The sequence below is a fragment of the Aquimarina sp. AD1 genome, from assembly GCF_003443695.1.
GTDB classification, from domain to species: domain Bacteria; phylum Bacteroidota; class Bacteroidia; order Flavobacteriales; family Flavobacteriaceae; genus Aquimarina; species Aquimarina latercula.
Genome location: NZ_CP031966.1, coordinates 4,437,880 through 4,452,006 on the forward strand (window position 1 = coordinate 4,437,880; position 14,127 = coordinate 4,452,006).

The 14,127-nt window shown below is 32.2% G+C and carries 14 protein-coding genes and 1 tRNA gene; 9 read left to right on the forward strand and 6 right to left on the reverse strand.

Going from position 1 to position 14,127, the window contains the following annotated elements; genetic code table 11:
• Positions 1-17: 17 nt before the first annotated feature.
• The 6 genes from D1815_RS19025 to D1815_RS19050 all read right to left on the reverse strand — a co-directional run bounded on the left by D1815_RS19025 (position 18) and on the right by D1815_RS19050 (position 7,785).
• Complete coding sequence (locus D1815_RS19025; RefSeq protein ID WP_027393366.1) at positions 18-395, reverse strand: hypothetical protein; 378 nt, start codon at positions 393-395, stop codon at positions 18-20.
• An 8-nt stretch (positions 396-403) separates the two neighbouring features.
• Complete coding sequence (locus D1815_RS19030) at positions 404-1,363, reverse strand: methionyl-tRNA formyltransferase (RefSeq protein ID WP_118388920.1); 960 nt, start codon at positions 1,361-1,363, stop codon at positions 404-406.
• A gap of 222 nt (positions 1,364-1,585) precedes the next feature.
• Positions 1,586-2,023 carry a retropepsin-like aspartic protease gene (locus D1815_RS19035; RefSeq protein WP_118388921.1) on the reverse strand — a complete coding sequence of 146 codons (438 nt, stop codon included), beginning with the start codon at positions 2,021-2,023 and terminating at the stop codon, positions 1,586-1,588.
• Positions 2,020-4,623 (reverse strand): CHAT domain-containing protein, encoded by a 2,604-nt coding sequence (locus tag D1815_RS19040; RefSeq protein ID WP_158594417.1) that lies wholly within the window; start codon positions 4,621-4,623, stop codon positions 2,020-2,022. Before D1815_RS19040 ends, D1815_RS19035 begins: the two co-directional genes overlap by 4 nt.
• Entirely contained in the window at positions 4,604-6,583 is a 1,980-nt protein-coding gene (locus D1815_RS19045) for a PKD domain-containing protein (RefSeq protein WP_118388923.1), read from the reverse strand. The genes D1815_RS19040 and D1815_RS19045 overlap by 20 nt, the downstream gene beginning before the upstream one ends.
• 158 nt (positions 6,584-6,741) lie before the next feature.
• Positions 6,742-7,785 (reverse strand): hypothetical protein, encoded by a 1,044-nt coding sequence (locus D1815_RS19050; protein ID WP_118388924.1) that lies wholly within the window; start codon positions 7,783-7,785, stop codon positions 6,742-6,744.
• A 131-nt stretch (positions 7,786-7,916) separates the two neighbouring features.
• Between D1815_RS19050 and D1815_RS19055 the strand changes: the two genes are divergently transcribed.
• The 9 genes from D1815_RS19055 to D1815_RS19095 all read left to right on the forward strand — a co-directional run bounded on the left by D1815_RS19055 (position 7,917) and on the right by D1815_RS19095 (position 13,968).
• Positions 7,917-8,504, forward strand: coding sequence for an RNA polymerase sigma factor (locus tag D1815_RS19055; RefSeq protein WP_118388925.1), 588 nt, complete (start codon positions 7,917-7,919; stop codon positions 8,502-8,504).
• Positions 8,501-9,238: a tol-pal system YbgF family protein gene (locus tag D1815_RS19060; protein WP_027393373.1), complete on the forward strand. Its 738-nt coding sequence runs from the start codon at positions 8,501-8,503 to the stop codon at positions 9,236-9,238. Before D1815_RS19055 ends, D1815_RS19060 begins: the two co-directional genes overlap by 4 nt.
• Before the next feature lie 92 nt (positions 9,239-9,330).
• Complete coding sequence (locus D1815_RS19065; protein ID WP_027393374.1) at positions 9,331-10,119, forward strand: TatD family hydrolase; 789 nt, start codon at positions 9,331-9,333, stop codon at positions 10,117-10,119.
• Between the two features lie 59 nt (positions 10,120-10,178).
• On the forward strand, positions 10,179-11,213 hold the full coding sequence (locus D1815_RS19070) for an asparaginase (RefSeq protein ID WP_118388926.1): 1,035 nt from the start codon (positions 10,179-10,181) through the stop codon (positions 11,211-11,213).
• 66 nt (positions 11,214-11,279) lie between these two features.
• Positions 11,280-11,367 (forward strand) — tRNA-Ser (locus tag D1815_RS19075).
• An 82-nt stretch (positions 11,368-11,449) separates the two neighbouring features.
• The gene (locus D1815_RS19080) at positions 11,450-12,244 is read left to right on the forward strand and encodes a MotA/TolQ/ExbB proton channel family protein (protein ID WP_027393376.1); all 795 of its coding nucleotides are present in this window, start codon (positions 11,450-11,452) and stop codon (positions 12,242-12,244) included.
• A 186-nt stretch (positions 12,245-12,430) separates the two neighbouring features.
• Complete coding sequence (locus tag D1815_RS19085) at positions 12,431-12,853, forward strand: hypothetical protein (RefSeq protein WP_158594416.1); 423 nt, start codon at positions 12,431-12,433, stop codon at positions 12,851-12,853.
• Between the two features lie 2 nt (positions 12,854-12,855).
• Complete coding sequence (locus D1815_RS19090) at positions 12,856-13,464, forward strand: biopolymer transporter ExbD (RefSeq protein WP_108802292.1); 609 nt, start codon at positions 12,856-12,858, stop codon at positions 13,462-13,464.
• 21 nt (positions 13,465-13,485) lie between these two features.
• Positions 13,486-13,968: a biopolymer transporter ExbD gene (locus D1815_RS19095; RefSeq protein WP_108802291.1), complete on the forward strand. Its 483-nt coding sequence runs from the start codon at positions 13,486-13,488 to the stop codon at positions 13,966-13,968.
• Positions 13,969-14,127 lie beyond the last annotated feature (159 nt).

Below are 14,127 nucleotides of genomic sequence, written 5' to 3' on the forward strand. Positions count from 1 at the left end.
GTATTTATTTTTATTTGTTATATTGCTAGATTCATTTTTGTTTCAATGCTAAGTTCTCTAAGTTTAATTTGTACCAATGAACCATTATCAGTGTTTAAAGTTGAAGTTCCCAATTTGTCTATTTCAAGGTTCAAAACACCATTTCCTTCGTATCTATAGTATGCCTCAGTTGTTATTGCTCTAATTAAAACTCCCCAAGTTTCGGTAATATCGGGATGACCTTCTAATTTCTTATCTCCTAGATCAATAAAGTTTAGAGTTCCTATTCCAGGAATTTCTAAAAGAAGACTTCCTTGTTTTTCAAAAGTTGTTTTTCCCCCATCTTTAGCTACTGTTTTAGCATTACTTGCAGGTACATTATAGCTATAATTATTGGTTACATTTAATGTGTACATAGTATCGATTATTTGATTATTAATTCTTTTTTTTGTTCAAAATTGCTTTGAAAGTAATGCCCTTGCTTTATACCTAGGTGAACATATTTAGCTCCAGATAAAACACCTGCATCCGAGCTGATTATATTTATTCTTAATATTTTCCCGTATTTGCAGTATACATATAGTCCTTCTTGAGGATGTGCATGTACAATTTCTCCAGCGGTTTTACCAAATATGGGTTGACTATCTACCGGAGAAACTTCTATTATTTTTATCGGTGATCCTTGGTAGTAAGTGGTTACTCCACCATATTTGGGATTACAAGCATTCACCAGATTTTCTATTTCGTCAGCAGTTTGTGTCTCCCAAGATATTGTGGTATCTTTTTCGGTAGGTCTGTTATAGTATGCTATTCCTTCATTCGATTGTAATCTTAGATTTTTAGCATCTACTATTAGTTCTAATGCTTTTTTAGTTAGCTCGCCAAGCATGTAACTCATTTTAGAATTAGCCATTCCCAACGTTTCGCCGGGAATTATAGGAACAGGTTGTTCTAATAGAATTTTACCAGTATCCCAATCCTTATTCATTTGATGAATAGTAATTGCAGTTTGTTTTTTTCCTTGTTTTATAGACCAGAATAATGGATCAGGGCCTTTATTTTCAGGTAATTTCCCAAAATGTACGTTTAAGAATCCGTATGTTGGAATTGCCAAAATATCTTCGGGGACCTTAATAGAAAAACCACAAACTAATACTAAATCAGGATTTTTATTTTTTAACCATTCTTTAAAATCTGTATGAATATTTTGTTTGTTAATTCTATATGTTTCATATTCTTCATTTTGTATGGAATTGGACCAAAAATTGTTTGAATTTTGTCCTACCAACTCTTCAAAACAGATAGCGCTTAACATTTCATTTTCAGAAAGATATTTGTAGATGGAAAAACAAATTGGAAATGCTCCGATGAGAATTGTTTTCATAAATAAATAGTTGTAATTTCCCTTTGAATCAAAGTTATGTGAAGAATAAAAAATATGGTATACGTAAAACCACCCGAATTTTGAAAAATACTATTAAGCAATTCTTTGTGGTGAGAAATACTTATGAGTATATTCTTGTTTTAAGAAAGTTTAGGAAGATTGGTTAAGTCAACCAGACAAATATGTAGTAGAGAAAAATGATCTAATGAGTGGAATGGTAGGTTATTTTAAGTATACGCACTTTCGTTCGTAATCAATTACTGCTTTTCCTCTTTTTAAAATATCAGCGCCAATTATTCCATCAACAGGTTCGGCTTGATGAGCGGTTAAAGCAGTATTTACATGTGTTAGGTCAAATAAAACAAGGGAAACATTGTTTTTTGACCATTTGCCTAATTGTAATGTGTTTTTTTTAGAAAGTTGAGTAACCATATCGGTCGCGCCAGCACCAGCCGCTTTTACATCGCTATCTTGAGCAAAAAGATTAAATTTTTCCACAGCATCAAAACCTACACATGAATTAGACGCTCCCGTATCTAAAATAAAATTTCCTTCTATACCATTAAGCTTTGCTTTTACCTCAAAATGATTTGTTTTGGTGTATACAAGTCTGATACGTTGATATTCTTTGTTAATTAGGAATTGGCGTAGTGTAGTCATTTTATTTTTTGTCGGATCGCAAACAAAAATAGTATAATTAATAAGAAAATACCTGTTATCCAAATCCAGTTATAATTGGTTGAGGTTGGAGTCTGGTATGCACCATAATAAATGAATGCAGCCCAGTAATACGGTGATTTTTGAATATTAGAGATTTTTTTAGAATTGAGATAGTCTAATTTTGCGTTATGTAATCCTTCTGCGTTCGAATTAGTAGCGTATAGTTTTTGGTAAAAATAGTTCATGAGTTCAGAAGTAGTTTTGTCATTAACCTTCCATAGTGAAAATAATACATTAGGAACTCCTGCATATTGAAATCCTCTACCGATACTCAAAGGTCCTTCTCCCGAAATTAGAGTGCCTATGCCAGTTTCGCAAGCACTAAGAACAACTAAGTCTGTTTCTAATGCTAGTCCATATAATTGATTTACCGGGATGTTTTGATTTCTAAATTGTATAGAAGCAGGTCTAGAAAAATTTCCAGCTTCAGCATGAGTTGATAGGTGTAAAATAGTATGACTTTTTGATTTATTGAGAAAATTTGTATAGGTCGCATTCTCTTTTTTGAGAAAAGTACCATTAAATTTTTGTTCAATATATTGTTGCTCTTTTATTGAGAAGGGAAGTTCTAGGTTGGTTTTTTCAAAAACAGGAAATATCCCTAATATGCTTCTATCGTTGTTTGTGTTTTTAATAGACCTCACGTATTTACTGGCGGAGTTTTCATAAACCAAAACACTAGATTTTAATAAAAATGGCATGTTTTGAAAACTAAAAGAACTTGTTTTTTTAGTAAGTAATGTTTCAAAAGGAATGAAATTTAACAATCCATCAGGAACAACTAGTATTCTTTTAGAACTTGGGATTTTTAAAATTTTATACACATTAAAACTGCTTTCTGAAAATGAAATCACATCATCGTTAATAGCTGAAGGGGTATTAAAATAGGAAATGTAACTTTTAATAGTTTTTCTAAAATTTTCACTATTACCAATTTTTTGTAAACTGATAGAGTGAGCATCAATTCTAAACTGATATGTGGTTTCTTTTCCGAAAAAATATTCGATTAAAGTAATATCATCTTGTTTTAGCTTTTCTTGGAGTTTTTGAATAGATATGGTATTATGAGGGGGTAATAGTTCGGGGTATTTTTCTTTTAATATGGTGTTTAATTCCTTAAGCTTAATAGATTTATTGTTATGTAGATTGGTCCATTTTTGAATTTTTTCAATATCAGCGTTATCAGCTTGTTGTTTTTCTTGTAAGATACTGGTTTCGTAGGATGCAAGTTGATATGTTAGTTGTTTGTTTTTCTTTACTAAAGAATCATTTTTATATACGGATAGCAATTGTTTTGATAGTTGTGCTTCGTTTACAAAAGGTGCTTTAGAATTATCAGCTGCTTCAAATGCTCTATGTATATGTTTAATGTTTTTGGTTTTCCTATACAAAGAATATAAAATATCTATATACTGTTCCGTCCGATTTCGATTTTGACTGTGCTGAATTATTTTTGTGTCCTGTAATGGATATACTGTGTTTAATTTAGAATTTACTATGAAAGCAGCTTCATAAGACTCAATTGCAAAAATAGGTTTGTTTAACCGTTCGTAAATATATGCTTGTACATCAAGAGTTTTAAGTAGAATTCTGTCCGCTATAAGATGGTTTTTTTTAGGTATATCAGTTTTTTTAGAATATGTAGGTAAAAGAATACTGTAAATTTCTTTTATAATTTCTATTGCTTCGGTAAATGAAGATTTAGAAAGTAAAATATCTACAAAAGCTAATTGTAATTTTGCAAGATCTCTAGTTGTGGTATTTGATTGTTCTAATAGTTGAATTTTTGCTTTATTTATATAATGCTGAGCATTATGTATGTCGTTATTTTCCAACGCGATTGCTGCTAATAGTTGATAAGCATTAGTTTGCGAAGGATCAATAGCTATTACTTTTAAGGCATAGCTTTGGGCTTTCTCTGGTTCGTTAATACCTAAGTAATTCGTTGCTAAATTGATTAGGATGTTTACGTTTTTAGAATCAAGTTTTTCTCCTTTTTGGAGTATGGTTATAGCTTGTTGATAATTACTTTGATTGTTGTATGCGATAGATAAGTTTGTAATCGCTGAAATTATCTGAGGCAAATTTTGTTGCTGTTCTGCTAAATATAAATAGCTTGTTATTGTATTTTTTGCTTTTTGTAAATCACCAATTTTAAGATATAAATTTCCTAAAGGTTGTAGACAGTTTTTAACAATATCATAGTTTTTAATGTTGTTATCTTGAAAAGCTTTCCAGGCTTTTTCATAATGGACTATTGCGCCAGATAGACTGTTAAAATGGGTCTTATAGTAACCGATATTCGTATTGGTTATAACCCAGGCTAATTTATCTTCGGTAGTCTGTAGTTGGTTTTCTTTTGAATTAATTATTTTAGTTAGTCTATTTAAATTAGAAGCGGTAGGATCCGAAAGGAATTGGTCTAATTGATGGTATAAAAAATCCGAAGTTTTGTTTTTTTGCTGTGAATAAATTGCAGAATCTCCAAAGTACAATAAAACAAAAATTAAAATAATGCTTCTAAAACTTCCAAATTCCATAGAATTGAATTTGAGAGTTTGGGGTATCAAAATTATAAACATATCGAATTCCAATACTGGGACCAATACGAACGGCGCCGATGTTCATTCCTAAGAATACTCCTGTTTGTAGATTTGTGAAACTGTCATCTATAGTGTTTTCTACAAAAGAGTTTAGATCAGGGTTTGGGTTAAGAACACCATTGTTATCTATTATAAAACCTTCTCCTGTGGTTTCTTGGTCATTACTACTAGTCATATCCAATTTTAATTGTACACCAGCTCCTATTGCTAGATAGTTGTTAAAATTGTATCTAATGGATCCAGGTATGGCATATACAGATATGTTGTTAAATTGATTTAATTCTGAAAATCTTACTAAGTTTCTGGATCCATCTGGATTTATGGTATTAGTTTCAAAATTTTGGATATCATCATAAGAAGCAGAAGAAAATAATAATTCTGCCTGATAGTACATTCGGTAGGATTTAAATGGCGATAGCGTTGCACCAACGAAGTATTCTCTCTGTCTATTTAATTCAGGAACTAAGATGTAACCGGCTTTTGCTCCGATAGAAATTCCTGGAGAGAATCTAGTGGTGGCATAATTGGTAATAATAGGTTCATTTTTATCGAAATATATTGCTGTTCTGCTTCGGGTCTTTTTTTTATGAAAATTCTTACCAAACTTCATAGAGTACTTTACAAAACCTTTGGTGGAGTCAATCTCCTCTACGTTTTTTTGCTCACTTCCAGGAAGGTAGATTTTATTAAATTGAAAAATAATTTTATCCTTTTTTAGAATCGTATCTAAGCAGCTGTAGTTCACCTCCCGTTCTTTTGGACAAATTGGACATTCGGGATACATGCTATCTATTTTTAAAGTAGACTTGTCAAACATTTCTGGAGTGTCAACTTCTAATTTAATAGTATTAGCAGGACCTTCTCCGTTATTCTGAAATCGTACTTTGAATTTTAGCTTTTTAAACCTTACTAATCGATAATTCATTAACCAGCCATTAGAAGACATTTTATTAGGGTCATGTGAAGTGACAATTTCCATTTCAGTGTCTTTTACAGTATGGTTATCAAAATTATTATCAGGAACATAGACACTTCTTAATGTGACAATTGCACTAGTGTCTTTAATCATTTCTGGAGTGGTTTGCAATGTTCGGAAAATATTTCGTTCCTCTCCAGGTTTCATGTTGTCAAATTCTATTATTTGATAATTTCGATATAAAGCTTTTGATTCTTCTAATGTAAGCGGTAGATTTTTTCGTTTAGTGGTGTCCTGTGCAACAAGAGTTTTGTTATACAAAAAAGAAGTATTATTAGACGCTAAAAAAGTATGGCTATCATTTTCAGGAAGATTAGATGAAATAAGATCTAATGGTGTAATTCGTTCTCCATGATGTAACCGAGTATCTTCTAATATAAAATTATCATTTTTAAATTGACGGTCATTGTAAAATAAGTAAAGCTTTCCGCTAGAAGCATAATTATTATTGTTTTTATAGCTAGTAATAAACACCATTTCTTGATTAGGAATTGGTTCGCGATTTCGTTTTAATATTAAATCTTGATCTTCTTTAAACGGAGATGTGTTTTCAATGGAAACTTCATCTTCTGTCTCCGTAATTGTTACAGATTTTGGTCTACTAATGGGCGGTTTTCCATTGTCATAATTATTAGTGGCCCATAGTTTAACTGTATAGGTTTCCTTCTTTTTGTACGAGTGTGTTGGTTTTTCTTTAAAACTATACGTGCCATCACCAAATTCCCAATAATAGGTGTAAAAGGCTTTTGGTGCACCAGCGATTTGATTAAGAACGGGCATTTTTGCTCCATAAATTACTTGATTGCCCTGTATTTCGTGAGATATTGGAGCTATTCTGGCGATAGTGTCATTAATTATTGTTTGTCCGTTACAGAAAAAATGAAAAAATATAATGAATATTAAAGCCGCAGATTTGTTCATGATTTTTTGTTAGTGTTAATAAAGATAAACAAAAAGTTAAATCACTTAAGTTTATATCCTTAGTGAATTAAAATTCCGGAAAGTAAACCCTTCCGGAATTTTTGCTGAAATTTGCTGTAACCCCCATTACCTAATATGCATATTCCAGTGTGAGTTTTTTACGGGAGATCGTTTATTAATGCAACTAATGTTGCTTCGGTTCCAGTATTTGTAGTTCCAATTATTTCTAAGTGATTTTCCTCTATAGTAGTTCCTTGGATTGCATAAACATACTGGTCATCTTGAACGGATACGAAAATAATGTGAACTTCTAAGCCTATAGGGATTAATCCGTAATGCTCAGAAAAAAGACCTGTTTCTGGATCGTAAATATCTAATAAAGCTAGCGCTGTTGGTTCTCCATCATAAGAGACATATACGTTACTATTGGTGTTGTCAAAACCTTCTGGTACATCAACTTGTAACATCGTTTTTGGTCTTGAGTCATTGTACCAACGATCAATATTTGTCCATCCAAAATTACTAAGAAAACCTCCGTATCCACTTACTCCCTGCCCATTAGGCCCTTCTCTTTGCATTGGTTCTAAGCCCGCTTGCTCATCTTCTTCCCAAACGATATCACATTCTAAATTTTCATCATTACAGTCATTACCTTGACCATTAAATATTCTCATGTCTTCATCAAATTCATCCGCTGGAGCAAAAAGCATGAAGTCATTAGCAAGTTCTAATTGTTCTCCATTTTGAGTCGCGTTTATATAAAATTCTCCACCTGATACTAGTGTTTCTACATCTCCATTAGGACGTTTTCCATTAGTTGGCATTTTTGTAAGCAACATTTTTGCTTTGTTATAGATTTCTATTAACTCTATGTCTACTACTCCTGTAACTTGATCTCCATTTTGGTCTAAAAAACTGTTAGCAGGGAAATATAGAATGGTACCGTCTTCTCCATATACTTCTCCAGCACCTCCAGAGTTTAAGGTAAAACTTTGTAAAGCGTCTTCTCTATTTTCTAATATTTCAGTTTGTAATTCTAATCCTCCTAAAATTGGTTGCGTAATGATAATGTCATTATCATCATTTTTACTACAACTGGTCAATAGCAAAATAGAGAACCCCAAGAATAAAAAATGAGTCATTGTCTGTTTTACTTTCTTACTATTTTTCAGTAAAGTAATTGTTGTACTATTTGTTTTCATGTTTTTTGTTTTTAATATCCGTTTCGGACTTTCTTATTTTTATTGTTTACATCTTCATATCAACACCGTTGATTTTTTGTTACCCTTTTTCTTAAAAACTTTTTTAATTTAGTTGTCCAGACAAATCGTTTATGGAAAAAAACCAGGCACATTCAGATCAAAAATATATACAAGCGCTCTTGGATAATGATAGTATCGTGCTTAAAGAGGTGTATCAAAAATTTGCACCAAAAGTCGTTAACTATATAAAAAAGAATAGTGGAGATGATTCCAATGCTCAGGACATCATTCAGGAAACGTTGATTACAATATATAATCAGGCTAGAGAAAAGAAATTAATACTTACTTGTCCCTTTGATGCGTATTTCTTTTTGCTCTGCAAGAGAAAATGGCTTAATGAACTAAAAAAGAATTCTGTAAATAAGGTAACAATTAACGAAGAGGTTGTATCTATAAATGATGAGAGCATGCAGTATGTAGAAGAAACAATGATTTTTGAAGCTAAGAATGCACTTTTTGCAGAGATATTTAACGAATTAGGAAATGCTTGTAAAGAATTGTTAAAAGCAACGTTTTCTATAAAATCAATGGAAAAAGTTGCTGAAAAATTAGGGCAATCTTATGGGTATGTCAGAAAGAAAAAATCTCTATGTATCGGTCAATTAACAAAAATGATGCAAAGCTCTCCTAAGTATAATAAAATAAAAAACTTGTTATGACCCCAGAAAAAAAATATGAGCTTTTTGAAGGTAAAATTAACAATGAGCTTTCTGTAGAAGAGCAAGAAATATTTTCTAAAATCTTAGAGCAAGATAAATCTGTAGCTGAAGAATTTAGACTTTATAAACGATGGAGCTCTTATTTAGAAGCTAACGTTAATGCTGATGAAGAAAGAGCTGATTTGGAAAATAATCTAAAAAGTATAGGAGAATCATTTTTTGAAAAGAAACAAACTCAAAAAGAAACCAAGGTATTAAAAATTCCTTCTTGGGGATATGCTGTGGCGGCAAGTTTAGCAATTCTTTTAGGTGTGTATACTTTTGTGAAAACGGGTTCCTCATATAATGATTTTGTATCAATTCCGGAACTATCAATCACAGAGAGAGGTGTTGATGATGAGTTGATTAAAAAAGCTGAAGATGCATTTAATTCTGCAGAGTATTCAGAAGCAGAGATACATCTTTCTGAGTTATTGAAAAATGATATTGATAATTCTGAGTATAATTTTTATTTAGGTATTACCTTAGTAGAACAGGATAAGTATAAAAAAGCTTCCGAGGTTTTTGGTAAATTACAAAATGGGAAGTCTGTATATAGGTATAAAGCGATTTGGTTTGAGGCTTTGAACCAATTGAAACAAGGAGAAAAAGATCAATGTAAGTCACTATTGAAACAATTACCTAATGAAGCCGAAGATTATCAGAAAGCCCAAGAGTTGCTTAAACAAATATGATTTAATTTACTATGTATTCGTTTTTAAATCGTAGCATGCTTTAATTGTAATTATGCAAAATTCTTTGTGTAAATTTTGGTTATTTTTGCGGCATGATACTTACCGATACGCATACCCATATTTATAGTGAGTCTTTTGAAGAAGATCAAGATCAAATGATGCAAAGAGCAATTTCTGCAGGAGTAGAACGTTTTTTTGTACCAGCTATTGATTCGGGATACACCCAATCCATGTATGATATTGAAAAAAAATATCCTAATAATGTATTTTTAATGATGGGGTTGCATCCAACTCATGTTAAAGAAAATTATAAAGAAGAACTTCAACATGTAGAAGAAGAGATAAAAAAACGTTTGGATAACGAGGGTGATCGAAAGTTTTATGCTGTAGGAGAAATAGGTATAGACTTATATTGGGATAAAACTTTTATTAAACAACAACAAGAATCATTTAGATCTCAAATTCAATTAGCTAAAAAATATAAATTGCCAATAGTTATTCATTGTAGAGAAGCTTTTGAAGAAGTCTTCGAGGTCTTAGAATCCGAGAAAGGCGAAGATTTGTTTGGGATTTTTCATTGTTTTACTGGTACAATTGATGATGCCAGACGTGCAATAGGATATAATATGAAATTAGGTATTGGAGGTGTTGTGACTTTTAAAAATGGAAAAATTGATAAATTCTTAAATGAATTTCCTTTAGAACATATTGTTCTAGAAACAGATGCCCCTTATTTAGCACCAGTTCCATATCGAGGTAAACGAAATGAGAGTTCTTATTTAGTTCAAGTTGTAGAAAAATTATGCGATGTTTATAAGAAGTCACCAGAAGAAATAGCAAGCATAACAACCAAAAACTCCAAGGATATATTCGGTATATAGTGAATGTGTTTTAATTTTATTTTTGTTCATTTGTCAGACCAACAAATGGAGGTTTTGCAATGAAGAATTCACCAAATATTTTATTGATTTATACTGGAGGTACTATTGGTATGGTTAAAAATTTCGAAACAGGAGCTTTAGTTGCTTTTGATTTTGATGAGCTACTGCTAAAAATACCCGAATTAAAACAGCTAGATTGTAATATTGAAACTAAAAGTTTCAAAGAGCCAATTGATTCTTCCGACATGGATGTAGAGCGTTGGAAAGAATTAGGTGGTATTATAAATAATAATTATGAAATGTATGATGGATTTGTGGTACTACATGGTAGTGATACGATGTCTTATACGGCTTCTGCCATAAGTTTTATGTTCGAAAATCTTGGGAAACCAATTATATTCACGGGATCACAATTACCAATTGGTGATCTTCGAACAGACGCTAAAGAAAACTTAATTACTGCGGTGCAGATAGCAGCTTTACAAAAAAAAGGAAAGCCTGTAGTGACAGAGGTAGGACTGTATTTTGAGTATAAATTGCTTAGAGCAAATAGAACCACAAAAATAAATGCGGAGCATTTTAAGGCGTTCCAATCTCTTAATTATCCTACATTAGTGGAATCTGGAGTGCATTTAAAAGTGAACACTTCTTTTTTACGAGTAACTAATCGTAGAAAGAAAATGGTATATCATACACATTTTGATAATAATATTGTAGTGATTAAGATGTTTCCTGGAATAAATGAAGCCATCTTACAGGGTATTTTTTCTTCAGAATCGATAAAAGGAGCAATTATTGAGACTTATGGGTCAGGAAATACAACGACGAAATCTTGGTTTTTGGATATTATTTCTGAACAGATAAAACAAGGAAAACCTGTAATAAATGTGACACAATGTGTAGGTGGAAGTGTGGAAATGGGGAAGTATGATACTAGCGTTGCGTTAAAAAAGGTAGGAGTTATATCAGGAAAAGACATAACAACAGAGGCAGCAATAGCGAAACTAATGTATTTACTAGGAGAAAAATTACCTCTTAAAGTCCTCAAAACCATTTATGAAACCTCATTGCGAGGTGAAATGTCAGAAAATTAACGCCCCAAATTTTAGTAGTTAACATTTTTTTTGTTATTTGCTCAACCATTTTAGGCAAAAATTTTTAGAGAGGTGGCCGAGTGGTCGAAGGCGCACGCCTGGAAAGTGTGTATACGTCAAAAGCGTATCGAGGGTTCGAATCCCTTCCTCTCTGCATTATTATTAAATTTTTAATGGATTTTGTAATATTTTTTTATCTTTAACCCTTTAACTAATTAAAATTAAGAATCAGCGCAATGAAAAGACTATTTTCTATTCTGGCAATCGCAACAGTAATGGCTTTTGGAAATATACAAGCAGCTACTGCTCCAGCCCAGTTAACGGCAAACGTGCAATTATTAATTGCTCCAGTAACAACAACTATTCAGGATGCAGATGAGCCTGCAGCAGCGGAGGAATCCTTTCACCAAAACCTGAAAAAACGTTTTATAGAAGGAGGTCCTAGTTTTATGGGAATCGTTCTTTTATGTTTGATTCTTGGTCTTGCGATAGCAATTGAAAGAATTATCTTTTTAAATTTATCTACTACGAATAGTAAGAAACTTCAACAAAATGTAGAAGATGCTTTAAATAGTGGTGGAGTAGAAGCAGCAAAAGAAGTTTGTAGAAATACAAAAGGACCTGTTGCATCTATATATTATCAAGGTCTTGATAGAGCTGACGAAAGCATTGATGCTGCGGAAAAAGCAGTAGTAGCTTACGGAGGTGTTCAAATGGGACAATTAGAGAAGAATGTATCTTGGGTATCTTTATTTATTGCTCTTGCACCAATGCTTGGGTTTATGGGTACAGTAATCGGTATGATTGATGCATTTGATAAAATTGAAGCAGCTGGAGATATGCAGCCATCTCTTGTAGCAGGTGGTATTAAAGTAGCACTTCTTACTACGGTATTTGGACTTATTGTTGCAATTATCCTTCAGGTATTTTATAACTACATTATTGCTAAGATCGATAGTATAGTAAATGATATGGAAGATGCATCGATTACTTTAATCGATATGTTAGTAGCTTACAAAAACAAAAAATAGTAAATGCCTTTTTAGATTTTATTTCAGATTAATAAAATCGATAGAGTATAAAAACATTTATTATTAATTATATAGTTGTTATGTATAATAACAGCTCAGTAAAAAATTAGTCACATGAAAATTTCAAAAATATTATCATACGTTGTTCTCGCAGTAGGTGCAATAGGTGCTGTATTATTGTTCTTAATGAATGGTAATTTCACAACACTTATGGACAACTATGGTATTACAGAGGCGAAGGATTTGGTGAAAGATACTTCTTCATCAGCTTTTGCAGAAGCTACTTCATTGGTTAGCCCTATGTACAATCTTACTTTAGTAATTTTTGTTATTATTGTAATAGCAACTTTAGTTGCGGTATTTTCAGCATTAGCTAAAAACCCTGCAGGTCTTAAGAAAGCTGGTATAGGAATCGTTGCTTTCTTAGTAGTGATTGGTATAGGATACGTTATGGCTGAAGGAGTTGAAACACCGATGAAAGACGGAGAAGTGCTTTCAGCGAGTGGATCTAAATTAGTAGGAACGGGTATATATGCTTTCTACTTTTTAGCAGCAATAGCTGTCGGTATGATGGCATTATCTGGAGTTAAAAAATTAATAGGTAAATAATTATGGCAAGAAGATCAGCACCTGAGGTTAACGCAGGATCTATGGCGGACATTGCATTTTTACTTCTTATATTCTTTCTGGTTACTACAACCATTGATACGGATAGAGGTATTAGTCGTAAGTTACCACCGCCCTTAGACGAAACCGTTGAGCCTCCAATTCTTAAGCAAAAAAATATTTTTGTGGTAGAATTGAACAAAAATAATGACCTTTTAGTAGAGGAAGCTCCAATGAAGTTGGAGGATTTACGTGCTGCTGCTGTTGCCTTTTTGGATAATGGTGGAGGAAGCGGTGATGAAGCTTGTAGCTACTGTAAAGGAGAAAAAAGTCCGAGTTCTTCGGATAATCCAGAGAAAGCTGTAATCTCTCTACGTAATAACAGAGAAACTAGTTATGGTACTTATATAGCTGTGCAAAATGAATTGGTTGCAGCATATACAGAACTAAGAAATAGAGAAGCAGAGAGACTTTACGGAAAGTCATTTACTCAGATGGAATCAGAACTTAAGGATGTGAATTACTCAGGTAGTAAAGACAGACTTAAAGATCAGATTAAACAGATACAGTTGATGTTTCCTGAAAAGCTTTCTGAAGCAGAACCAAAGAAATAAGTAAAACATAAAAACGTAATTATGTCTAAGTTTAAAAAGAAAAAAGGTGGTGAATTACCCGCTATTTCAACAGCGTCTTTACCAGATATCGTATTTATGTTACTGTTTTTCTTTATGGTTGCAACAGTAATGAGGGAGAATAATCTTAAAATTGAAAATAGATTACCTCAAGCTGATCAGACAGAAAAGTTAGATAAGAAAAACTTAGTAATGTATATTTATGCTGGAAAACCAAGTTCGAGATACGCAGCTAGTGCTGGTACTCAAGCAAGAATTCAGCTTAATGATAAGTTTGCTGAGGTAAGTGATATCAAACCTTTTATTTTAGCTGAAAGAGCTGCCAAAAGGGAAGAGGAAGTTCCTTTTCTGATTACTGCTCTAAAAGTGGATACAGAAACAAATATGGGTCTTGTTGGTGATATTAAAAAAGAATTGAGAGAAGTTCAAGCGCTGAAAATTAACTATACCACAAGACAAGGTGAAGCTACCGGTAATATACAGTAACGGTTAAAGATTTACTTTAATATATTAAAAAAAAACCTGCTCTAGTAGCAGGTTTTTTTTGTTTAATACCTCATAAATTAGCTGTTATATTCTTCAAAACCAATACGATCTTCTATGGTTTTACTTGCTATTTATATTTAAGAGTTTATAATTATTTTG

Excerpts from the sequence above, each read along its gene's own strand:
- D1815_RS19025 (WP_027393366.1), bottom strand. The coding sequence starts at position 395 with ATGTACACATTAAATGTAACCAATAATTATAGCTATAATGTACCTGCA.
- D1815_RS19030 (WP_118388920.1), bottom strand. The coding sequence starts at position 1,363 with ATGAAAACAATTCTCATCGGAGCATTTCCAATTTGTTTTTCCATCTAC.
- D1815_RS19035 (WP_118388921.1), bottom strand. The coding sequence starts at position 2,023 with ATGACTACACTACGCCAATTCCTAATTAACAAAGAATATCAACGTATC.
- D1815_RS19040 (WP_158594417.1), bottom strand. The coding sequence starts at position 4,623 with ATGGAATTTGGAAGTTTTAGAAGCATTATTTTAATTTTTGTTTTATTG.
- D1815_RS19045 (WP_118388923.1), bottom strand. The coding sequence starts at position 6,583 with ATGAACAAATCTGCGGCTTTAATATTCATTATATTTTTTCATTTTTTC.
- D1815_RS19050 (WP_118388924.1), bottom strand. The coding sequence starts at position 7,785 with ATGAAAACAAATAGTACAACAATTACTTTACTGAAAAATAGTAAGAAA.
- D1815_RS19055 (WP_118388925.1), top strand. The coding sequence starts at position 7,917 with ATGGAAAAAAACCAGGCACATTCAGATCAAAAATATATACAAGCGCTC.
- D1815_RS19060 (WP_027393373.1), top strand. The coding sequence starts at position 8,501 with ATGACCCCAGAAAAAAAATATGAGCTTTTTGAAGGTAAAATTAACAAT.
- D1815_RS19065 (WP_027393374.1), top strand. The coding sequence starts at position 9,331 with ATGATACTTACCGATACGCATACCCATATTTATAGTGAGTCTTTTGAA.
- D1815_RS19070 (WP_118388926.1), top strand. The coding sequence starts at position 10,179 with ATGAAGAATTCACCAAATATTTTATTGATTTATACTGGAGGTACTATT.
- D1815_RS19080 (WP_027393376.1), top strand. The coding sequence starts at position 11,450 with ATGAAAAGACTATTTTCTATTCTGGCAATCGCAACAGTAATGGCTTTT.
- D1815_RS19085 (WP_158594416.1), top strand. The coding sequence starts at position 12,431 with ATGAATGGTAATTTCACAACACTTATGGACAACTATGGTATTACAGAG.
- D1815_RS19090 (WP_108802292.1), top strand. The coding sequence starts at position 12,856 with ATGGCAAGAAGATCAGCACCTGAGGTTAACGCAGGATCTATGGCGGAC.
- D1815_RS19095 (WP_108802291.1), top strand. The coding sequence starts at position 13,486 with ATGTCTAAGTTTAAAAAGAAAAAAGGTGGTGAATTACCCGCTATTTCA.